This window comes from Apibacter sp. HY039 (assembly GCF_004023655.1).
Classification (GTDB): Bacteria; Bacteroidota; Bacteroidia; order Flavobacteriales; family Weeksellaceae; genus Apibacter; species Apibacter raozihei.
This window is the reverse complement of the sequence record NZ_SAYM01000003.1, coordinates 34235-58155: the sequence shown is the minus strand read 5'-3', so window position 1 is coordinate 58155 and position 23921 is coordinate 34235. Positions and strand designations below refer to the sequence as shown.

The following is a 23921-nucleotide window of genomic DNA, read 5'->3' as shown; positions in this document are numbered from 1 at the left end:
TTATAAAAATTATTCTGTTACTTCTGTGTTTGCATCATCCTGTATAGAAGAATTTTCTTCGGTTACATCTGAAGGATTAACATTACCTTCATCAATATATTCACCGTTTTCATCTTCGTCTACTCCTTCTTCTTTTTCAATTTTCGTTATGGCAGCAATTTCGTCGTTTTTCTTTAAATTTATTAATCGGACTCCCTGTGTATTTCTACTCATTACTCTGAGTTCTTCCACAGACATACGTATAGCAACTCCTGATTTATTTATTATCATTAAATCATTTTCATCAGTTACTTTTTGAATAGCAATCAGATTACCTGTTTTATCTGTAATATTTAAGGTTATAACTCCTTTTCCTCCCCGATTGGTGATTCGATAGGCATCTGCATGAGTTCTTTTACCGTAACCTTGTTCTGAAACTACCAATATGGTATCGCTTTCAGGTTCTGAAATAATAACCATTCCGATAACTTCATCTGTCTCGTCGCCTAAGGTTATTCCTCTTACACCTGATGCATTTCTTCCTATGGATCTTAATTTTTCCTGAGGAAAACGAATTGCTTTTCCATATTTGGTAGCAATCATTATCTCATCATTTCCTGAGGTAAGACTGGCGCTTACTAATGTATCTCCTTCACGAACATTAATCGCATTGATACCGTTCGATCTTGGTCGGGAATAGGCCTCAAGAGTTGTCTTTTTTACTGTTCCTTTTTGAGTAACCATAACTAAGAAAGTATTATTGGTATACTCCTCGTTTTTCAAATCGTGAGTTAAAATGTAAGCTTTAATTTTATCGTCCGATTCAATATTTATTAAATTCTGAATAGGTCTTCCTTTGGCTGCTTTGGAACCTTCGGGTATTTCAAAAACTCTTAGCCAAAAGCATTTTCCTTTTTCGGTAAAAAACAGCATGTACTGGTGAGCAGTCGCAGAAACAACGTATTCCAAAAAGTCTTCATCTCTGGTTGAAGCCGCACGATTACCTACTCCACCTCTTGATTGGGTTCTGTATTCTGATAAAGAAGTTCTTTTAATATAACCCATTTTTGAAATTGTAAGTACAACTTTTTCATCTGGAATTATATCTTCTATGCTCATTTCTCCGCCGGCAAAATCTATATCCGTACGTCTTTCATCTCCATATTTTTCTTTAACCTCTACCAGCTCTTCTTTGATTATCTGGTAACGTAACACTTCATCGTTAAGAATACTTTTTAAGTACTCTATTTCTTTCATTATGGCCTCATATTCATCTCTGATTTTGTTTAACTCCATACCGGTTAATCGAGCCAGACGAAGATCCAAAATGGCCTGAGCTTGAATTTCAGAAAGTTCAAATGCTTCAATTAAACCAGATTTAGCTTCCGACGGGTTAGAACTTTCTCTGATGATTTTGATTGCCAAATCCAAAGTATCCTGCGAAGCGATTACTTTCATAAATCCTTCGAGAATATGAGCTCTTTCTTCAGCTTTTCTTAATAAATACTGGGTACGCCTAACAACTACATCATGCCTGTGATCTACAAAATGATGAATTATATCTTTTAAATTCAGCTGTACCGGTTTCCCTTTGACCAGGGCTATATTATTAACGCTGAATGATGTCTGAAGTGCTGTATATTTATACAAAAGATTTAAAACAACATTAGGAATTGCATCGTTTTTTAGGATATAAACGATTCTCATTCCTTTTCTATCCGATTCATCCCTGATTTCTGAAATACCCTGAAGTTTATCTTCTTTTATCAGTTCGGCAGTACGGGAAATCATATCTGCTTTGTTTACCTGATAGGGTATTTCTGTCACTATAATTGCTTCTCTGCCATGAACTTCTTCAAAGTTGGCTTTTCCTCTAAGAACAATTCGTCCCCTTCCGGTTTCGAATGCAGATTTAACTCCCTCATATCCGTAAATAGTACCTCCGGTAGGAAAATCAGGAGCCTTAATATGCTTCATCAGTCCCTCAATGGTTATTTCTTTATCATCAATGTATGCACAGATAGCATCAATGGATTCTGAAATATTGTGCGGTGCCATATTGGTAGCCATACCAACAGCAATCCCTGAGGCTCCATTAATTAATAAATTGGGTATACGGGTAGGCATTACTTTAGGTTCTTCTAAAGTATCATCAAAATTAAGTTGAGTGTCCACCGTATCTTTATCTATATCTGAAAGAATTTCTTCTGAAATCTTTTTTAATCTTGCTTCTGTATAACGCATTGCAGCAGGTGGATCTCCGTCTACTGAACCGTAATTCCCCTGACCGTCTACTAACTGATAGCGCATAGACCATTCCTGGGCTAAACGTACCATGGTATCGTACACTGAGGAATCTCCGTGCGGGTGATATTTACCCATTACTTCCCCTACAATTCTGGCAGATTTTTTGTAGGCACTGTTTGAAGATACACCTAATTCATACATTCCAAATAAAACCCTTCTGTGTACGGGTTTTAATCCATCCCTTACATCAGGTAATGCTCTGGAAACTATTACAGACATTGAATAATCTATATAAGATGATTTCATCTCATCTTCAATGTTAATAGGAATTAATTTTTCCCCTTCTCCTGTCATATTTATATATTTATTTTTAAATAGTATAAGTGTGTAAAATTACTATTTTTTTATTGAATAAACAACGTTTTAGCTTCTTAATATAGCTTGAAAATCCATGATTCTTATTGAAAAAATTAATATATTTGGACTATGAAAATTAATCGTTTACTATTTCTCTTTTTGTTGATATCTTGCTTTGCCAGTTCTCAGCAAAAAAATTTAAATTGTCTGGATTTCTCAAAAGGTGAGTTTCGAAATATTGATACAAACACGGGTAGCATTTCAATTATTATTAGAAACGGTGAAAAACAACTGGAAATTTCCAATGGAACTGAAAGTTACAAGAAAGTTCGATGGCTCGATGATTGTAGCTATGTTTTATTCTTTCCAAGCAAGGAAGCCCGAAAAGATAAATTTAAAAAATTTATTAATGAAAACGGAGGAATAACGGTTACTATGGAAAGAACAGATGGTAAAACTTTATACTATAAAACTTCTTATAATGATGGTAAACAAATCATTACTTCTGAAGGAAGGCTTGTTAAACTAAGTAATAAAGCTTCTTTTAACTAAGATTGGGTATGATAATGTGAAGGAAATGCTTTTTCCGGACTAATTTTTAAAATATTTAAAGCAATATATGATCTTAGAAAGCCAAATCCGTAGGAAAAAAATTGTATAAATGTTGTAACAATTGACAAAAATCCGACTTGAATACTTTTATTTTTAATTGTTGAGTCTATAAAAATCAATGCATAATATATACTTAAAAATAAAAACGGAACGGTGGCTAAAACTTTTACTAAAAAAGGTAAATTAGTATAGTAAGAAAACAGTAAACTTAAAGAAACTATAGTATAGATAAAAAACAAGCTGGGAAACCAAAATGTTAATTTGACATATTCAGGATGTCGTAAATTTAAAATAGGACGCGCTATTCCAAAATGATACACTTGCCTAGAAAATTTTTTTAATGAGGTTCTTCTTTTGTGAAAAACTTTGCAATCGTTGAAAAAACGTGTTTGGAACCCTTTTTCCCATAAAGTTAAACTTAAATCCGGATCTTCTCCAATCCTCAGTTCTGAAAAACCTCCGGTTACTTGAAAAGCTTCTTTTGAAATTCCCATATTAAAACTTCTGGGTTGAAACTTATCCACTGATTTTTTATTCCCTCTAATTCCTCCGGTAGTTAAAAGCGAAGTCATAGAATACGAAATTGCTTTTTGTAAATTATTAAAACTTGCATCCGCTGAATCTGCTCCTCCAAAAGCATCCACATATTTTGATATGAGGTTAGCCCGAACTTTATATATGTAATTATCTGGAGCAATACAATCGGAATCCAAAAAAATAAAATAATTTCCGGAGGCAAGTCTTACACCGTAATTACGAGCCAATCCTGCTCCGGAATTTTCTTTGTAAAAATATTTTATATCCAGTTTATCAGAATATTTTAAAGCACAAGATTCTAATTTTTCTGAGGAACCGTCATCAACAATTACTACTTCAAAATCTTTATCGGACTGTTTTACAAGACTATTTAACAAGTCCTGAAGTTCATCTTTTCTATTGAAGACTGCAATAATTATTGAAAGTTTAAGTCGAAAACTACCGTGCATATTAACTATTAGACTTTTATTCTCTGAATATCTGCTCCTAAAGCTTTTAAGCGTTCATCAATATTTTCATATCCTCTGTCAATCTGATAAATATTATGTATCTGACTTGTACCTTTGGCTGACATAGCAGCTATTAGTAAAGCGATGCCGGCACGTATATCGGGAGATGTCATCATAGTTGCTCGTAAAGGAGCTTCCTGATTTAAACCTATAACAGTAGCTCTATGCGGATCACATAGTATTATCTGAGCTCCCATATCAATTAATTTATCTACAAAAAAGAGTCTGCTTTCAAACATTTTCTGATGAATCAGAACACTACCTTTAGCCTGAGTAGCAACTACCAATACAATGCTTAATAAATCTGGGGTAAAACCTGGCCAGGGGGCATCTGAAATGGTAAGTATAGAGCCATCAATAAAATTTTGGATTTTGTAATGCTCTTGTTCAGGGATATGCATATCATCGCCTTTCCTATTTATTTCAATCCCTAACCGCCTGAATGTATCTGGTATGTTCCCTAAGTTTTCCCAGCTAACATCTTTTATGGTAATCTCAGATTTAGTCATTGCTGCCAAACCGATGATACTTCCAATTTCTATCATATCAGGAAGTATGGTGTGCTCGGTACCTTTAAGTTCTGTTACTCCCTGTATCGTGAGAAGATTAGAACCAATACCTTCAATTTTTGCACCCATTGAATTGAGCATTTTGCATAATTGCTGTATATAGGGTTCGCAGGCTGCATTGTATATTTGCGTTTGACCTTTTGCTAAAATTGATGCCATAACTACGTTTGCAGTACCTGTTACAGATGCTTCTTCTAAAAGCATATAACTTCCTTTCAGTTCATCGGCTGTAACTGAATAAAATTTTTCATCATCATCGTATTCAAACTTAGCTCCTAAACTTATGAAACCTTGAAAATGTGTGTCCAGTCTTCTACGACCAATTTTATCGCCTCCCGGTATTGGTATGTAGGCTTCTTTGAATCTTCCCAATAATGGTCCCAGCAACATAATTGATCCTCTTAACTGAGCACCATTTTTACGAAATTCTTTACTTTTTAAAAAGTCAAAGTCTATTCCATTAGAACAAAATGTATAGTCACCTTTGGCATTTCGGGATACTTTTACACCTACAGTTTTTAATATTTCAATCAGTTTAAGAACATCCTGAATTTCCGGAATATTTTTAATTCTAACAGGTTCGGATGTTAATAAAACTGCACAGATTACTTGTAAAGCTTCGTTTTTTGCACCCTGAGGATAAAAATCGCCGGAAAGTTTCTTACCTCCGACAATCTGAAACGTATTCATTACTTATTATTTTTTTTTAAATAATTGTTGTTATTATTCTTGTTTTTATTTTTGTAGTTATTGTTATTAGTGTTATTATTCCTGTTATTATTATTATTATTATTATTATTATTGTTATTTCTGTTCTTATTTTTATTATTAGAATAACTGGAATTGTTGTTACTATAGCTATTATGATTATTCTGAATAACTACATGCATTAAAGATTCTCCTTCATTGGCTTTAAGATTCCCATCTGATAATTCTTCTAAATGATTGAATATCACTTCATCTTCTACCTGATCTTTATTCCACTTCAGGTAATTTTTTTTCATTTGATTGGCAATGGCATATTTTAACCCGTCTTTCATATCACCATCTTCCCATGTTCTGGCAACATCAATCATTTTTTTAACATTTGTTCCGTAATATCTGTATTTGGATTCGTTTGCCGGATATTCCATTTTTTTTGGAGGAACGTTTAATTCGGCATGTGTAGGTATGGGATACGGAGATTCAACTTGCAACTTAAATTCAGACATTATAAAGAGCTGATCCCACAACTTGTGTTGAAAATCGGGAACATCCCTTAAATGTGGATTTAAATCTCCCATTACTTCTATTATAGATCTTGCGAATTTATTTCTCTCTTCATCTTTTTCAATAGTCAGACAATGATCGACTAACTGTTGAATATGTCTTCCGTATTCCGGAATAATTAATTTTTTTCTTTGAGTATTGTACTCCATTCTTTTAATCTGTATAGTAAATAAATATTTTAAAACTGATAATATTCTCTATTAAAATTATCAGTAGAATTTTATCAATTATGTTTCACTTTATAATATATCTTTCAAGTAGAAAGACAAAGTCTGTCTTATAGTATTGACTTTTGTAAGTTTTGAAGAGCTATATCTGTCAGTACATAACTTACAAATGTAAAGATAATTCCCGAATTTATTGAAAAAGATTTTTTTTTATCTGCAATTATGTAAAAGGCATTCAACTACCAATTATTTTTATTTCTTAACTTTTTTATTTCAGAAACTTTTTTCTTGAAAGAAAGCCTTTTCTCAATAGATGATTTGGTTCTTCTGGAAGGTCTTCTGCTTTTAGGTATATAAAGAGATACATCTACAAGCTCAATGATTTTTTTTGTTGCTATTTCTTTATTCTCCAATTGCGATCTGCTTTCAGAGCTTCTTACTAATAATTCGCCATCTTTATTAATGCGGTTAACCAATTTTAAATGAATACGCTCTTTCTCTTCTTCGGAAAAAAACAGGGAATTTTTTACAATCCATATAGCTTCTACCATTGTCTCAACTTTATTAACGTTTTGACCTCCCTTTCCTCCGCTTCGTGCTGTCCTGTACTTTATTTCTGAACTGAAATTACGCATTTGTATTAAACTTTTTTTACTTCTTTGAAGTTTCGATTATGCAATATATATGAAACTATAGCCAAAATAATTACGATTACTATAACAATATACACCCATAAAGGTATTGGAACCGGATCACCTTGTGCATAGGAATGAAGACCGGATAAATAATAGTTAACACCAAAATAAGTCATAATAACTGAAGAAAATGCAAGTAGGGAAAGTAAGTTGAAAATATATCTGCCTCTCCAACCGGGAACTAATCTTAAATGCAATACAACAGCATAAATAATAACGGAAATAAAGGCCCAGGTTTCTTTGGGATCCCAACTCCAATAACGCCCCCAACTTTCATTTGCCCAAATACCTCCTAAAAATGTACCTATAGTTAAAAGAAATATACCAATGGTTAAAGATATTTCGTTTACAATAGTTAATTCTCTTATTGAATCTTCTACTTTGTGTGATATTCTCTTGTTATTAATTATAAATAAGAGTAATACAACAGTTCCTATGAGTGCACTCAGTCCAAAAAAACCGTAGCTAGAGGTAATTACTGCCACGTGTATCATCAGCCAATACGATTTTAATACCGGAACCAGCGGAGTAATCTGCGGATTCATCTGGTCTCCACCATGTGCAAATCCCATTAAAATTACTGCTACCAAACATCCTGCAGCCGGAATAAATCCGTTGCGGTTTTTATAAAGTAAAAATCCGGCTAATACTCCTATCCAGCTTATAAACATAACAGCTTCATATCCATTAGACCAAGGTTCATGTCCGGATACAAACCACCGAACTCCTAATCCAAGACCATGTATAATAAATCCTATAAATATAATTCCAAGCAATATGTACTCAAAAATTGAAATGGTTTTCAGCTTTGTCAAAAATAGTTTTGCAAAAGCTACTATTAGCAACAATGTACCAACGATAGCATACAAAATCATCATCTTAAAAAATACATCCCAGTTGTTGTATCTAATCTCCCATTTCACTTTAGCGTCAGAAGGAATCACTTGTCCTCCCCATTTATGCTGATATTCTGAAACAACCTGAAGCTGTTTATCTGCAGTTCCCCAATTTCCTGTTTCTTCAGCACTAATTACTGATTTGAAGTAACCTCCTATCAGATCTAAAGCAATATCATTTTCCTTAAAGTCTGAAGTTATCCACGAAGTCCAGGTATGATTCGGATCATTTTGTAGAGGAATAAAACGTAAGTACAAACCAGCTATTAATGCTTCCATTACTTGTAACTTATCATTAATTTCAATTACTTCTTTATCATAATTGGATTGATCTGCCGGTTTTTTAGCAAAGGCTTTTTTGAAATCTTCTTCTAAAATAAATCGTGGATTTCCATCTGAACCTGCAGGATATAAGTTAATTAGAGTTGTATACCCTTCATCATCAGCTTTAACACGTTTTTTGAGCTCATCTCCGCCCCTGTTACCTATTTTTATTAAAGGAACTTGCGCCCAACTCATAGGATCTATAGATATAGATATTAAAAACTGGTTTGCATCCAGATTATAGAAATTATTGCTTTTATGTAGTTTTCTTAGTATTTCAAGTGCTAATGTATTTACAGGTTCAATTCTTCCATCAAATGACTGAACTAAAAGTGAACCAAATTCATCCGAATGTTCTTTGGGTATTTTAATGCTTTCTGCAAAGATTTTCGGATCCAACGGTGTTGCCGGAATTGAAGAACTTTTTTCCTGTTTAGGATGGTTGTGAGCATTTTCTGCTGTAGGTTCTACTTCGGGAGTATAAATTTCATTGTTACTATGTACGGTTCCATCAGAATGAACATGAGTATCGTTAGAATTTTTTATAACTGTTTCTTTTTTTATTTTTCCATCTTCTGTTCCATGCATATCTATGGTCTGAGAAGATAATAATAAACTACTTAACAGTAATAAAATTAGGTATGTTTTCTTATTTTGTGAAATCTTTTTCAATTGATCATTTAATTTCCAGAAACGTGTCCCTTTCCAAAATAGGGTAACAAACATTCCTAAAATAAGTAAAGCATATCCTATATAAGTCACAGTAGTCCCCCAGAAATCGTGATTAACGGAAAGAATGGTTCCTTTTAAATCCTGATCAAAGCTAGACTGGAAAAAACGATATCCTTTATAATTAAGAATATGATTCATGTATATTTTGTAAGGAGTTTCTTTACCTTCATCAATTATTGAAACTTTAGATTCGTAAGAAGAGGGACTATTACTTCCCGGATATCGTTCCATGATAAATTCATCCAGTTTCAAATAGAATGGTTCTGTTTTATATATTTTAGCTCCATATCCTACTGAAACTAGTAAGTTGTCTAATAAAACCTGCTTTTGAACTCCAGTCATTCCTTTTTTACCATAAAATGAAATATTTTGGGTTTCTTTATCAGTTGAAACTTCCATAAATATTAAATCAGGGGAACTCTGGTTTTTATTTTTATCTCCTTCAAAATATATAATTTTACCTTGTTTGGGTGGCTGGGGAACAACAAAACTTGCATTGGGAAACTGATATAAACTCGCTAAATGTAACTGTTGGATTTTATCTTCTCCATCAACAGCTACTTCTTCTTGTGTTGCCATAATTAAGCGTCTACCCATCATAGGCGAGGTAAGTGACATCTCACCATTTTTTATGGTTATATTAATAGCTTGAGGCATGGGTGCATTGAAACTAATGGTTGCATTTTGAACCTGTCTTGCTGAACCTTCTTCTATATACACGTTTTCTCTTCCCCCTTCACCAATAGTTACAATGTGAAGAATGGGTTTTCCAGTATTAGAAAATTGAACGGAATCCTGTGCCCTAGGTATATAGTCAATAGTTTTAACTCTGACTTTCTTTCCGTAAAAATCGTATTGAGCTTTAAAATCTTTTTGAAAAGGTTTTAACAGTATGGGAATATTTTTTGAGGTCAGTGTAAAGGGTACATCTTGATAAGCTCTTGTTTCTCCTTGTGCATTGGCTATTTGAACTTTAAAAAATGTTGCCTCTGAAATTACTTCATTACTTTTCTCACCTTGACGAATGTGCATAGTTCCTTCATAGCTAATGTAACGAGTAATTGCACCGCCAATAAAAATGAAAATAAATGCAAGGTGAAAAACGAGAATCGGCCATTTTTTAAGTTTCCACAACTGATATTTTTGCATATTTCCAATAAAATTTAAAATAAGTATCAGCATTACTAACTCAAACCATTTGGCATTATATATTAGTGCTTTGGCTGTAGGTGTACCGTAGTCATTCTCAACGAAGGTGGCACAAGCCATTGATACCGCATAGATAACAAGCATAACTGCTGTTGTTTTCGTAGAAAATAATAGAGCAAGAATTTTCTTCATAATTTATTTACCCTTGTAATTAAAATCTGTCAAAAATACATTAAGTATATTCGATAGCAAAATGTTTGTAATAAAAAAGATGGAAGTTAGGATTGTTCTAAATTATAGCTGTCATTCTTACTTTTATTGAATTTGGTTTTTTGATCCTACAATTGGTTTTAAATCACCAAATTCGTAGGCTCTTATCAGTATAGATTCAACATAAGCATCATCTCTGATATGATAAGGATCAAAAGGTTCTTTTAAATCTATATCAAATGCTCCTGCTTTAGCATTCCACCAAAATGCAGACCATCCGTTTTTTAATTCTTTAATAATGTCATAAACACTTTTACCTGTAGATCTGTACATGAGTTTAGAAAAAATTTTACCTTCAGACTTTGTTAATTTCTTCAATTGTATTTCGTATTTTTCTGAAAGTTCCTTCTGCCTTTTTTTTATATATTTTTTAAAATCAGAACTATTATTATCTAACTTAATTGAATCTTGTAAGTTATTGTATTCTTTTACGGCTAATTCCAAATAGGGGTATAGATTGTATACTTTCTTTTTTAATCGATTATACTGGTATCTGTCTAATTGATTGTTAAATTTTGGAAGGCTTGAGACATTAATTAATTTAAGATCAATAGATATACTATCTTCATATGATTTAAAATCTGTCGCTTCTTCTTTAATAATTTTTTCAGGATCGAAGGAATAATTAGATATTGAATCTTGATTTTCAGATAGCGGTAAAACTTCCTGTGCTTTATATAAGCTGAAAATAAATAAAAAGAAAACCTTTATTAATACAGTGAGTTTCATTAAAAAGAAAATACACAAAAATTATTCCCAAATTTACTATTTTTGTAGAAATAAATTATTACAACTCTGATGAAAGATAGTATAATAAATAAAAAATCGATAAAATTTTTAGAAAAATATCTCAATACTCCATCTCCAACCGGTGCTGAAAGTGAAGGTCAAAAAGTATGGATAGATTACATCAAACCTTATGTAGATGTTATTCAAACAGATAATTATGGTACCGCTTATGGGGTCATAAATCCTAAAGCAAAATACAAAGTAGTTATAGAGGCTCATGCAGATGAAATATCCTGGTTTGTTAATTATATTACTGAGGAAGGTTTGATCTATGTTGTCAGAAATGGAGGTTCTGATCATATGATAGCTCCTTCTAAAAAAGTAAACATACATACTAAAAAAGGATTGGTTGAAGGTGTTTTTGGTTGGCCAGCAATTCATACAAGAAATTATACTGGGGTTGAGGAAGCTCCTAAGGTAGAAACTATATGGGTTGACTGCGGTGCTTCTTCTAAAAAAGAAGTGGAAGATTTAGGAATCCATGTTGGGTGTATTATAACTTACCCAGATGAATTTTTCATTTTGAATGATTCCTATTTTGTTTGCCGGGCATTAGACAATCGTGTGGGTGGATTTATGATTGCTGAAGTAGCCCGTTTACTTAAAGAAAATAATGATAAACTTAGTTACGGTTTATATATAACAAATTCAGTTCAGGAAGAAGTAGGACTTAGAGGAGCTGAAATGATTACTCAGACAATTAAACCCGATGTTGCTATTGTTACAGACGTAACTCATGATACTACAACACCTATGATAGATAAAAAGAAACATGGGGAAATAAAATGTGGTAGTGGTCCTGTAATATCTTATGCACCAGCAATTCAAAATAATTTACGGGAACTGATTATTGAATCTTCTGAAAAAAATAATATTCCTTTTCAAAGGAATGCCTGTAGCCGTGTAACCGGAACAGATACTGATGCGTTTGCCTATTCCAACGGTGGAATTCCTTCAGCTCTTATATCCCTTCCTTTGCGCTATATGCACACTACAGTAGAAATGGTTCATAAAAATGATGTGGAAAACGTTATTAAAATGATTTATTATTCTTTGAAAAATATTAAAAACGAACAAAGTTTTAAATACTTATAAAAATAAAAGGGAGCTTATTACAGCTCCTTTTTTTTATTTCCATTGATTTTCATCTATGGAATTTTTAATTTCTTCTGCTATTTTTGGAAAGAATACAAAATTTGTTAAATCTTCTAACTCTTTTACTGTGAGCTGATAAAGTTTAAAATTTGTGTTATTTGTTGGTGAAACATTATCCATTTTATATGCAATTGAAGTAAAATTATTTTTGGTTCTTTTGAGTAAAGCTTTAAAATAATATTTGGGAATTGCTATTTTATTTTTATTATTATCATACGCATAATTGATTTTTGAGTCTGTGGATGATGTAATCATAGCACCTGTAACTACATACAATGTATCGCATTGGTAAGTCCAGGTTCGTACTTTATTTTCAAGATTTGCCCACAACTTTTGATTAAGATCCTTATTTTGGGGAGTCATATTTGAAAAATAAAAAGTCGTTTTGTTATTATTTTTTGAACTTGTCCTATCTGCACTCGGTATCTGATGCCCTCTGTCATAACCAGAAATACCTTTAAACAAAGAAGCTTGTTGACTTTGAGATATATTTGGATCAAAATCCCAGGCATCTGTTCGACCAGAGCTTCCTATATAAGATGAGTGCATGGGATATGCCACCCAATAAGCAACCTTTTGTTCTGTATCATATAACATTGAATAGTTACGAATGGTCGGATTATCTGGTAAAGAATGCCTTACAAACATTGTGTTTGTTAAATTTTTTCTTTCAGGCAATTCTACCCAACCTAAATTTCCCGTATCTGTTCCCGGATTCGGCTCTTGGGTTAAACGTACTTTTAAATCATTAGATCCGTTTGAAACTGATATAATAGCACTCCTGCTTTCTGATGTACTGTTTGCATCTACTGATATATTAACTGTTGAGTTACCTACCCCTTGATCTGCTGAAAATGAAACCCAAGTTCTGTCTTTTTCATCAACGGTTATATACCACTGTTGCGTTGTGGTTATATTTAATTTTACCGTTGTAGCAATAGAAGATATATTTACAGTAGATAATGAAATGGAAAAATTATCAGTTTCATTTTGTCCATCATCACTTGATGAGCAACTTTGATACACCGATGATGAAATCAGAATTATTAAAGAAAAAATTACATAATATATATTTCTCATAATAGTTATACTTATTATGTAGCAATATATAAATTTATTTTTGTTAATAATTTAACTTATTTATTAAATGCTTATGATTTATTTCAGGATATCTGTTTGACAATTATTTACAATAAAAAAATTAATCAAAAATTAATATTTCAGTTCAATTCAGGATTAGCGGGTGAGTTAACCCAAATAATATTTGTTTTATCAATCTTAATTAATTGATTTTTCCAAATATTCTCATCCCATTTTAGTATATTAACTTTTTCACTATCTGTTACAAGCCAATCTTCTCTGTTTAATTCTCCTTCTAATTGTCTTTTCCCCCATCCGGAATAACCCAGAAAAAATCTTATTTCTTCTTCTTTAATTAATTTGTCGTTAACTGCATTTTTAATTTGCTCATAATCTCCTGACCAGAAAAAATCCTCATTAATGGATACTCCTCCTTGTATTACGTCTGGACGCGAATGTATTACAAATAAATGATCCTGATTAACCGGCCCTCCTACGTATACTGTCATATCTGTTTCAACATCCGGAATTAAATCAGATAGTTTTTTTTCGTATGTCTTATTAAGGACAAAACCTACAGCCCCTCTTTTCTCTTCATAATCTGTTATATAAATTACAGTTTTGGAAAAAAAGGAATCATTCAAAATAGGTTTTGCAATTAATAATTTACCTTTGTAGTTCATTGTATACTTAATTTACATCCTAAAATTACATATTTTTTCATTATGGAAGATCTATCTGATAAAAGAAAAGTGTATAATTCAGGTTATTTGCTTGAATCTGAGTTAAAAGAAAACCCTATAGAAATGTTTAGAGACTGGTATTTTATGGCTGAAAACAGTTCTTTAATCTCGGAACCTAATGCCATGTGTATTACCACTATAGAAAATAATTTAATCCCTCGTTCACGAATGGTTCTTTTAAAGCAATTTACCTGGGAAGGGTTTATTTTTTATACCAATTATTTAAGTAGAAAGGGTAAAGCTATACTTGAAAACCCACAAGTCTGCTTGCATTTTTTTTGGGATGTATTAGAAAAACAAATTATTATTAATGGTAAAGCAGAAAAACTTGCTGAAAATCTTTCCGATGGTTATTTTCATTCCCGCCCCCGCGGAAGTCAATTGGGAGCTATGGCATCTCCGCAAAGCAAAGTAATACCCAATCGGGAATACTTAGAAAACAAACTTTCAGATCTAGATAATAGTACAAAACATTTAGAAGAACTTACACGTCCTGAAAATTGGGGTGGATACTTAGTAAAACCTAATCAAATAGAATTTTGGCAGGGAAGACCCAATCGGTTGCATGATCGAATTATTTATGAATTGAATACGGATGGTGAATGGGTGGTTAGCAGACTAGCTCCATAAAAAATGATTAATTTATGATTTAACTTATACTAAAAAACTATTAATCCAATTATACAGGGTCTACATCTATATCAATTTTGACGGATCGATATGCTTGAATCTGCATTAGTTTTTCAATTATATCTTTAATATATGTTTTAATATTTCTTGTTGATTTATTTGACGGATGTTTAATTAATAATTTATAAATATATTGATTGTTTATACGAGGTATAAGGCCTTCTTCCGGGCCCAAAATATATGGATCCTGTATATAATTCCTTAAATATTCTCCTGTAATCGTAGCTACATTTTTTACTCTTTCCTGTTTTTTATGTTTAAATGTTATTTCGATTAACCTGAAATAGGGTGGATAAAAAAACTCTTTTCTATCCTGTAAAATAGCTTCTTTTGCCAGCTCGTAATTATTTTCTTTAACAAAGAGATAAAAAGGATTTTCAGGTTCAAAAGACTGTATAAGTACTTTCCCTTGTTTTCTTCTACCCGCTCTCCCACTCACCTGAGTTAATAACTGAATTGCTTTTTCTTCTGCTCTGAAACTGGGTAAATTAAGCAAAGAATCTGCTCGGATAACTCCAACCAGTTGTACAGATGCAAAATCCAAACCTTTGGTAACCATCTGAGTACCAATTAATATATCTATTTCATGCAAAAACATTTTTTCAAATAAAATTTCATACGCATGTTTTTTCTTCATTGTATCCACATCCATTCTGGCTACGCGCGCTTCAGGAAAAAGAATTTTAATTTCTTCCTCAATTTGCTGAGTACCAATACCCTTTGTTTCTAACGAATGAGAGTGACAATTTGGACAACGATTGGGTAATGCCATAGAATATCCACAATAATGGCATCTTAATGCAGAAGTTGCTTTATGGTAAGTCAGTGAAACATCACAATTTGGGCAACTTGGAGAATGACCACAACTGTTGCATTCCAAAATGGGAGAAAATCCTCTTCTATTGTGAAATAATATAATCTGGTGTTTTTGTTCCAGATTTTTTTTTATTTCTTCGTTTAATTCTAATGAGATATTGGGAGAAACAGTCGGTTTTTTTAAAGAAATCATTTCCGTTTCCGGTAAATTTATTTTACCAAAACGCTCTTTTAATTCAACCCAACCAAATTTCCCTAACTCATGATTATAAAAACTTTCCATTGAAGGAGTTGCTGAGCCTAAAAGAATTTTTGATTTATTTTGTTTTGCCAATATCTGAACACAATCTCTGGCTTGATAATAAGGTCTTGTATCGTTTTGCTTATATGAACTGTCATGTTCTTCATCAACAATTATTAAACCTAATTGACTTAAAGGTAAAAAAATTGCAGATCGAACTCCTATAATAATTTTATATTTGTTATTCAGGGTATTTTTCCAAATTTCTACCCTTTCGTTCTGACTAAGTTTAGAATGATAAATACCTACTTCATCTCCAAATCTTTTCTGTATTTTACCTACCAACTGAGTAGTTATCGATATTTCAGGAAGTAATAATAAAGAGTTCTTATTTTCAGAAATTTGTTTTTCAATCAGCTGAAAGTATAGTTCTGTTTTACCTGAACCAGTTATTCCATGTAATACTACGGTAGAAAATTTTTGAAACTGTTCCTCAATTTCCTGTAATGATTTTGTTTGCGCTTCAGAAAGTTGGAAAGCATCTTCAATATTATCATCATATTCTTCCATTCTATCTTTTTGCAATTGAAACTCTTCTAAAAAATGTTTTTCAACTAAACCTTTTACAACTGTTTGTGAATATTTATCAACTAATTCTTTTTTTTCAATATAAGTGGTTCTTTGTTGTTGTATTTGGATAAAAAACAAAAATGCTTCCCTTTGTTTAGGGGCTCTATCAATTTCAGCAAGTGCATTTTTAAATATTTCTGCATTATCAAAATCCGGGTTTAGCTGAAGATAAGTAATTTTTTTTGGTTTGTATTTTTCAATAACCTGTTCATCTAATTCTAAAAGATTTTTGTCATATAAAGATCTTATAGTTGGTATGATATATTTTTTTGCAAGAAATGCTTCAACCTCTTTTAAATTAATAGAGGTTTTGATTTCCAGGCTCTGCATAACAAAAGTTTCTTTTTCATCTAATTCTTCCCAGGGAATCTCTTTTATAGTCTTTCTTATAAATGTTTCGCTTTCCAATTTAAGAGCTGAAGGAAATGCATTACGGTACACGTCTCCTAAAGAACATAAATAATATTCTGAAATCCATTTCCAAAAAGATATTTGTTGAGACATTACCATGGGATAATCTTCTAATATAGAGTAAATTTCCTTGGTTTTGTAAAGTTCTGGTTTTCGATTATGTATTTCTTCAACTATTGCAGTATATAATTTTTTTCCTCCAAAAGGAACCACTACTCGTTGTCCCACGCAAATATCATCCTTTAACTCATCAGGTATCTGATAAGTAAAAACTCCATCTATGGATAAAGGAATGATAACATTAGCAAATTTCAATATTTTTAAATTTTTAAGAGATCAAAGATACAATTTTATAGGTAGTTTTTAAACTTCCGGTTAGAAGCTTTTCCAACTATTACTCATCTTTATTAAAATCAATATTTCTCTTAAAACCTGTAAATTTTGTTCTTTTGACAGCAGATCCTTTAAAAAGATTACTAAAAGCTTCTTGTTGTAAATCCTGCCAATCTTTACGAGTAAAATGAAGTAATTCCGGAGGTGGTTCAAATTGAGGCTCCGAATGCTGTTTTGAAAATCTATTCCAAGGACAAACATCCTGACATACATCACATCCAAAAATCCAATCCTGCATTTTACCTTTAAATTCTTCTGGGATTTGGTCTTTCAGTTCAATGGTAAGATATGAAATACATTTATTTGCATCTATAACTCCATTTTTAACAATTGCCTGAGTAGGACAAGCATCTATGCAACGGGTGCAGCTCCCACAATGATCTGTTTTAAGTGGATAATCATACTCAAGCTCTAAATCACAAATTATCTCAGCTAAAAAGAAAAAAGATCCTTTTTGTTTAGATAGCAACAGTGAATTTTTCCCAATCCAACCTAAACCTGACTTTTTTGCCCAAGTTCTCTCCATTACAGGTGCTGAATCGGTAAAAACCCTATATGTGAATTCTCCAATATGTTTTTGAATTTCTAAGACTAACTGACCAAGTTTTTCTTTTATGACTGTATGATAATCTTTACCATACGCATATTTCGCAATTTTATATGTATCTGAGTTCTGTTTATGTTCAGGATAATAATTATATAAAAATGAAATAACAGATTTTGCACCTTCAACTAATAAGGAGGGATTTAACCTTTTATCAAAATTTTTTTCAAGGTAATGCATTTTACCTTGATAGCCTTTGTTTAACCATAATTCTAAATTAGGTGCTTCTTCTTCGAGAAAACCGGATTTCGATATTCCACAGTCTAAAAAAGAATATTCAAAGGCTTTTGATTTGATAAATTTAGTTAACTCCTCTTTATTCAATTTTTTAAATTATATGCAAAAGTAAAACTCATATAGGTTTAAATAAAATTTACTTTTTAGAAACTTCAAATATCAATTAAGAAACTTTTAAACAATAAAATAAACATTTGAACGAAACAATAATAGTAGGTTTTTATAATTTATTTATATAAAAATATTTTTTTTTAGCTTTTATATTCTAAGTACAACTATTTGAAAATAAATGATATAAACACATTAAATTAATCTAAATTATGAATATAAATAATATATTTAATGCAAATATTGTAATATATTATTTCAATATTGTTATATTTTAGTAATTTTGTATAGACTATTATATAAAACAAACGCCTTGCTTACAAATAAATTTAATTTTTTAATTCTTTTGTGTTTATTATTAACACTATATTTTAATATATCAAGTGGATATACTAAAGAATCATGGGTTATTTCAGAATTTTTAATAAATTATGAAGGAGGATTTGTTAGAAGAGGTCTATTAGGACACATACTTCTGATTATGAGTAAAAAATATTCTATTCAACCCTATTATACCGTTATTTTGATTTGCTTAATTATTTATGTATATGTGTGTTTATTTTTTTTATATTACTTGAAAAAATTTCAAATACCATTTATATTGTTATTATCCGCCTGTTTATTAGGAGGACCAATAATCTTTGATTTTGTAATAAGAAAGGATTGTTTATTAATAGTGTTTTTTATATCAACCATTCAATTAATTTATAACACAAGAATAAATTTTACATTAAATTTACTTTTAATAAACGTTTTAGGAATTCTAGCTATCTTAATACATGAAAGCTATATTTTTTGGGCATTAATTCCAATAATCATTTCTTTAGCATTTAGAATAAATTTTAATCAAAATAGTAAGTTTTTGAATTCAATGGTAAAATCATTGATATTACTACTTCCTAATTTTATTTCTATTTTAGCTTGTCTATATTTTAAAGGTAATGAAAAAATTAGGATGATCATATGGGACTCCTGGGGCTCAATAAATTTCCCTTATAATTCAAAAGAAATGACAGAGGGATGGGCTATAAATGCTTTAGGCTGGCCTTTTTCAACCGGAATAAAAATGTTCTTTTCTTCATTCTATCATTTTTCATTTGGGGTTTATGTACCTTTAGGTATTTTTTTATCTGTTTCCATATCATTAGCATTTATTTATAGAATCTTAAATCTTTCACCTCATAGAAGTTCAAAGTTTTCAAATGGAAGATTATTTTTAAGTCTATTTTTGCTTCAACTTCCTGGGATTTTATTTCTATGCATAATGGGATGCGATTATGGGAGATGGATATTTTTATGGTTTAGTTCATCATTAATCATGTATTTTTTAGCAGATATAAAGTTTTTAGAATTTTTGAGTTTAAAAACTATTAAATTTTCAAATCTCTGTCTAAAAACTGGCTCTAAGCTTTATCTAAATAAAATAAACTGCTATATTTTGTTTTTACTATCAGGAATATCTTTAGTACATTGGAATTTTCTTTCTTATTTATATTCTACGCCTGTGGGATATTTTATTAATTTGGTATTATATTATTTTGATTATGTAACTTTTATTGGATATCATTCTAAAGTATAAAATAAAACATTTAATTAAAACTAAGTTTCAGTATTCTTAAGTTTTAATATTTTGATAAATAAAGATTTATTGCAAAATAATTTATTCTATTTAATTGTTTTTATATTAAATAAAATAAAATGATACTTTATAATATGTAACATCTTCTTTTAAAAACAGTAATTTTACAGATAAAAAGTTGTTTTTATTTAATATTTCATTTACATTTGTCTACAATTTTTATTTAAATTTATATGAAAAAGACGATATTGGTTTTTTCTTTAGCACTGACATCTTTAGGAATGTATGCACAAGAAGGTGCAACTAATGCAGGCTATAAAACAAACGGTTTTTGGGACAATTGGTTCGCTAATGCAGGCGGAGGAGCTTCAATGTACTTTGGAGATACTCAACAAGACGAAGCTAATCTTGCGGAAAGATTAACTTGGGGAGCTTCAGCTAGTTTAGGTAAATGGTTTTCACCACTAGTAGGTGCCAGATTTACTGTTCAAGGAGGTAGAAAACATACTTTTAATGAGAAAGGAGCTGCTAGTAATCCGGGACATAAAATGGCTACAGGTAATTATATTTCTGCTCATGCAGACGCTATGCTAAATTTTTCTAATTTAGTTGCAGGATATAAAGAAAATAGATTTTACAATCTAATTCCATATCTTGGTGTAGGTATGGCTGTTGATCATAAAAAAATTAACAAATATAAAAGTGCTGTTGTAGCAGCTGGACTTTTAAATACTTTTAGAGTTACTGATGGTTTTGCTATTACTTTAGACATTTCTGGTCAGGCAGTACAATCTAAATTTAACGATGCAAGGTTCGATACAAGAACTACTAAAGGAATTGAAAAAACTACTAAAGGTTATAACAGACAAGACTGGGATGGAATAGGTTCAGTTATGCTAGGATTCAATTTCGGATTAGGAGGAAAACAAAAATTTGAAAAAGCTGAAACAGTTACAACTGTTATTGATAATACTGATAATTCTTTGGTTGATGATTTAACCAGACAATTAAATGATTTATCATCAGAAAACGAAAGACTTAAAAATCAGTTGAATAATCAAAAACCAGTTCAAGCTCCTGCTGCAACTGTAGCTTTAAATGTACCAAACCCAGTACAGTTTGAAATTAACAGTAGCACTATTGAAGCTAAACAAGAGGCTGTTATTTACAATGTAGCTGAGTTCTTAAAAAACAATTCAAATACATCTGTTCAAATTGTAGGTCTTGCTGATAAAAAAACAGGTACTCCTGCTTACAATAAAGCTTTATCTAAGAAAAGAGCTGAAGCTGTAGAAAGCAAATTAGTTAAAGAATATGGTATTTCTAAAAATAGAATAAGTACTTCTTGGAAAGGTGACACAGAGCAACCTTACCCTAATAATGACTGGAATAGAGTTGTTGTTATCACTGTTACTGAATAAATTTAGTCACATCACATACAATAAAAAAAGCTATCAAATAATTGATAGCTTTTTTTTATTGTACTAATTTAGTTTAATAATAATTTTATAGTACATCTGCTAATTAAAATTTATAGTAATCTGAATATTTAATAATAACATTCATCTTAATAAGTAACTAAATATTTTATTTAATAGTAATATAAAACTGTATTCGGAATTTTAATATAAATTTTGGAGCAGACAGAATCTTTTACAGGGCATATTTGATATATATTTTAATTATTTCATGATAATATAAAAGACTCAAATTGCTTTATCATCTCCTCCGATAGCTTTAAAAACTGTCCTTATAATTATAAACATATCTAACAAAAAAGACCAGTTTTTAACATAAAAAATATCCGCTATAATTCTTTTTTGCATATCTTCTTTAGAATTTATCTCACCTCTGAATCCTTTAACCTGAGCAAGCCCTGTTATTCCAGGTTTTACATAATGTCTTAAACTATACTTTAACATAATTTCACTGTAGTATTCATCTTGAACTACCATATGAGGTCTTGGTCCAACAATTGACATATTACCTTTAAGAACATTAAAAAACTGAGGGAGTTCGTCTAGACTAGTACGTCTGAGTATTAAACCGAATTTCGTGATTCTTGTATCTCCTTTAACTGTTGCTTTAACATCATTATCTTTACTGAATTTCATTGTCCTAAATTTATAACAATAAAAAGGTTTTCCCTTTAAACCTATTCTTTTTTGCAAATAAAAAATAGGTTTTCCTGAGTCCAACAATATACCTAAAGCTATGATTGGAAACATCCAGCTAAGAAAAAACACAATAACTAGTAATGAAAATATTATATCAAAAATTCTTTTCAAAAATTGGTTCCCAAAATTATCCAACGGAAACTCTTTAAATACTAATACTGGAAATGTATCATAATATTCCATTTTTAAACTGCTAAAAGAATCATAAATAGTACTAGGAACAAATCTAATTTCGATATGTAACTTTTGAGCTAAATATATTATTTCTTCCTGTACTTCACAGGATAGTTTTCCATCTAAAGAAAAAAACACTATTTGTATATTATTTTTGAGCAAATAATATTTTAATTGATTAATGTTGAATTCAAAAAGCTTATCTTTATTTTGACTTTCAATTTCTTTTAAAAAAATACCAAAATTAACAAAACCATAGTCTTTTCTCTTTTCTAACATTCTTACAAAAGAACTTGTATTGCTATTTTCATCAACAAACACTACACGTCTGAAATTCCCTCCCCAAATCCTGTACTGTCGTAAAAATTCAAAGAAAACCAAACGTAAAAATGACGTTAAAACAAACATAATAAATAAAAAATATAAAGACAATCTATTGGAAAATAATTGAACATCTTTTAATCCTGAAACAGTAAACAATACAATTGAAAATAAGAAAATATGAAAAATATTTCTTTTTAAAATATCTAAAAAAGTTATAGGCCTGAATTCTTTGTATGCTCTATAGTCAATTGAAATCAAAAACCAGCTAAAAATAAAAAGTATGATCGCTTTATAGTGTAAGAGAATAAAATGTGTAATGTTAAAATCAGTTCTACCATGTTCTTTATAATCAATTTTCACACATAAGTAAAAAAGAATAAAAATAATAATACTATCTATAATATTTATTATAAATGATATGTACTTAGAATATCTTGTTCCTTTATTCATAGTATAGTTAAGCTATTTAAAATAATATTTATTAATAATATTTTTAATTAATGCATATTATATCTGAAACATAGACGAGCAAAGCATTTAGGGAGTTAAATAAGATTAAATATTTAATGGTTTTAGGAAAACAAGTTTTATAATTTTGTTCTTGAGCAGGTATCATATTAATATTTATATTAAACTAAATTGTATAATTTTAAATTAAAAGTTTTATAATTCAATAGCAAATTCTAATTCTATTTAAGTCTTCAAATTATTTATTAATAGATAAATTATAAAATATTAATAATTTAAATGATTTTTTTATAAAAATATGATAGTATTATAAAAAATTTATCATTAAAAAATAAAGGTAAAGATATGAAAGATATAAATACATATTGATTTATATTAGAAATATAATTTAATTGTAACATTAAAAAAACTACAATAGATATTAGACAAATCAGCGGTAAATATAATAAATTATTATGAATATATAATTCAAACCAAAACTTTTTAAATATAACTCCTAAAAAAATAAATAATATAATACCAAACCATCCAAAATCTAAATACCAATAAAAGAAAAATGTTGACCAGACACCTAATCTCGCATTTGCCTTATTGACTTCGGTATTAATATCTTTATAATTTTCAGAAATTCTAAATAATTTATAATATATTTTGTAAAAAACTGGAAAAGTAGCCTTCCCATACATGTATTGTATATTATTGTTATCTACATTGTTTTTTACTTGAGAAAATTCGAATACAGCATGAATAGTATATTGTGAAGAATTTACATATCCTACTAAGAACGGATACCATAAAGTCCCTTTTGATTTAATAATTAGATTTTGAAATTTTTTTGTAACAGGAACTTTTTCTGAAAAAGCTGATGCTTTTCCATTTAATGCGTCAATAGGCTCCTTGTTCATATTTTCAATACGATTAATAAAAAAAAAGCCAACTACATAAAAAAAAGAAAAAGTTATGATTATTCCCCCTATTAACAATTTATAT

At 30.2% G+C, this 23921-nt stretch carries 18 protein-coding genes; 5 read left to right on the top strand and 13 right to left on the bottom strand.

Annotation, left to right across the window (positions count from 1 at the left end; genetic code table 11):
- Positions 1–9: 9 nt before the first annotated feature.
- Positions 10–2580, bottom strand: a complete 2571-nt coding sequence (gyrA, locus tag EQ921_RS07665) for a DNA gyrase subunit A (protein WP_128331200.1) — start codon at positions 2578–2580, stop codon at positions 10–12.
- A gap of 132 nt (positions 2581–2712) precedes the next feature.
- Between gyrA and EQ921_RS07660 the strand changes: the two genes are divergently transcribed.
- The gene (locus tag EQ921_RS07660) at positions 2713–3135 is read left to right on the top strand and encodes a hypothetical protein (protein WP_128331199.1); all 423 of its coding nucleotides are present in this window, start codon (positions 2713–2715) and stop codon (positions 3133–3135) included.
- Here the strand turns inward: EQ921_RS07660 and EQ921_RS07655 are convergent.
- From EQ921_RS07655 to EQ921_RS07630, 6 genes are all read right to left on the bottom strand, one after another.
- Positions 3132–4181: a glycosyltransferase family 2 protein gene (locus EQ921_RS07655; RefSeq protein ID WP_128331198.1), complete on the bottom strand. Its 1050-nt coding sequence runs from the start codon at positions 4179–4181 to the stop codon at positions 3132–3134. The genes EQ921_RS07660 and EQ921_RS07655 overlap by 4 nt on opposite strands.
- 8 nt (positions 4182–4189) lie before the next feature.
- Positions 4190–5500 (bottom strand): UDP-N-acetylglucosamine 1-carboxyvinyltransferase, encoded by a 1311-nt coding sequence (murA, locus tag EQ921_RS07650; protein WP_128152829.1) that lies wholly within the window; start codon positions 5498–5500, stop codon positions 4190–4192.
- Positions 5500–6228 carry a DUF4290 domain-containing protein gene (locus EQ921_RS07645; protein WP_128331197.1) on the bottom strand — a complete coding sequence of 243 codons (729 nt, stop codon included), beginning with the start codon at positions 6226–6228 and terminating at the stop codon, positions 5500–5502. The genes murA and EQ921_RS07645 overlap by 1 nt, the downstream gene beginning before the upstream one ends.
- A gap of 257 nt (positions 6229–6485) precedes the next feature.
- Positions 6486–6881 (bottom strand): alternative ribosome rescue aminoacyl-tRNA hydrolase ArfB, encoded by a 396-nt coding sequence (gene arfB, locus EQ921_RS07640; protein WP_128152831.1) that lies wholly within the window; start codon positions 6879–6881, stop codon positions 6486–6488.
- Between the two features lie 5 nt (positions 6882–6886).
- Positions 6887–10234 carry a c-type cytochrome biogenesis protein CcsB gene (gene ccsB, locus EQ921_RS07635; RefSeq protein ID WP_128331196.1) on the bottom strand — a complete coding sequence of 1116 codons (3348 nt, stop codon included), beginning with the start codon at positions 10232–10234 and terminating at the stop codon, positions 6887–6889.
- Positions 10235–10357: 123 nt separating this feature from the next.
- Positions 10358–11041 (bottom strand): DUF4294 domain-containing protein, encoded by a 684-nt coding sequence (locus tag EQ921_RS07630; protein ID WP_128331195.1) that lies wholly within the window; start codon positions 11039–11041, stop codon positions 10358–10360.
- A 69-nt stretch (positions 11042–11110) separates the two neighbouring features.
- On the opposite strand from EQ921_RS07630, the gene EQ921_RS07625 reads away from it, so the two are divergent.
- Entirely contained in the window at positions 11111–12196 is a 1086-nt protein-coding gene (locus tag EQ921_RS07625; RefSeq protein ID WP_128152834.1) for a M42 family metallopeptidase, read from the top strand.
- A gap of 33 nt (positions 12197–12229) precedes the next feature.
- Here EQ921_RS07625 and EQ921_RS07620 read toward each other — a convergent pair whose 3' ends face one another.
- Entirely contained in the window at positions 12230–13336 is a 1107-nt protein-coding gene (locus EQ921_RS07620) for a DNA/RNA non-specific endonuclease (RefSeq protein WP_128152835.1), read from the bottom strand.
- Positions 13337–13476: 140 nt separating this feature from the next.
- Positions 13477–14019, bottom strand: coding sequence for a YqgE/AlgH family protein (locus tag EQ921_RS07615; protein ID WP_128152836.1), 543 nt, complete (start codon positions 14017–14019; stop codon positions 13477–13479).
- Between the two features lie 42 nt (positions 14020–14061).
- Between EQ921_RS07615 and pdxH the strand changes: the two genes are divergently transcribed.
- A complete protein-coding gene (pdxH, locus tag EQ921_RS07610; protein ID WP_128331194.1) occupies positions 14062–14709 on the top strand; it encodes a pyridoxamine 5'-phosphate oxidase in 648 nt (215 codons plus the stop codon).
- 49 nt (positions 14710–14758) lie between these two features.
- Here pdxH and priA read toward each other — a convergent pair whose 3' ends face one another.
- Positions 14759–17182, bottom strand: coding sequence for a primosomal protein N' (priA, locus tag EQ921_RS07605; RefSeq protein ID WP_255424456.1), 2424 nt, complete (start codon positions 17180–17182; stop codon positions 14759–14761).
- 79 nt (positions 17183–17261) lie between these two features.
- On the bottom strand, positions 17262–18188 hold the full coding sequence (queG, locus tag EQ921_RS07600; RefSeq protein WP_128331192.1) for a tRNA epoxyqueuosine(34) reductase QueG: 927 nt from the start codon (positions 18186–18188) through the stop codon (positions 17262–17264).
- 883 nt (positions 18189–19071) lie between these two features.
- On the opposite strand from queG, the gene EQ921_RS07595 reads away from it, so the two are divergent.
- Both EQ921_RS07595 and EQ921_RS07590 read left to right on the top strand, forming a co-directional pair.
- Positions 19072–19788, top strand: a complete 717-nt coding sequence (locus tag EQ921_RS07595; RefSeq protein WP_128152840.1) for a hypothetical protein — start codon at positions 19072–19074, stop codon at positions 19786–19788.
- Positions 19789–20021: 233 nt separating this feature from the next.
- Positions 20022–21209 carry an OmpA family protein gene (locus EQ921_RS07590; protein WP_128152841.1) on the top strand — a complete coding sequence of 396 codons (1188 nt, stop codon included), beginning with the start codon at positions 20022–20024 and terminating at the stop codon, positions 21207–21209.
- Between the two features lie 285 nt (positions 21210–21494).
- On the opposite strand, the gene EQ921_RS07585 is transcribed toward EQ921_RS07590, so the two are convergent.
- Both EQ921_RS07585 and EQ921_RS07580 read right to left on the bottom strand, forming a co-directional pair.
- Entirely contained in the window at positions 21495–22913 is a 1419-nt protein-coding gene (locus EQ921_RS07585) for an exopolysaccharide biosynthesis polyprenyl glycosylphosphotransferase (RefSeq protein ID WP_128331191.1), read from the bottom strand.
- Between the two features lie 293 nt (positions 22914–23206).
- Positions 23207–23836, bottom strand: coding sequence for an oligosaccharide repeat unit polymerase (locus tag EQ921_RS07580; RefSeq protein ID WP_128152843.1), 630 nt, complete (start codon positions 23834–23836; stop codon positions 23207–23209).
- Between the last annotated feature and the right edge of the window lie 85 nt (positions 23837–23921).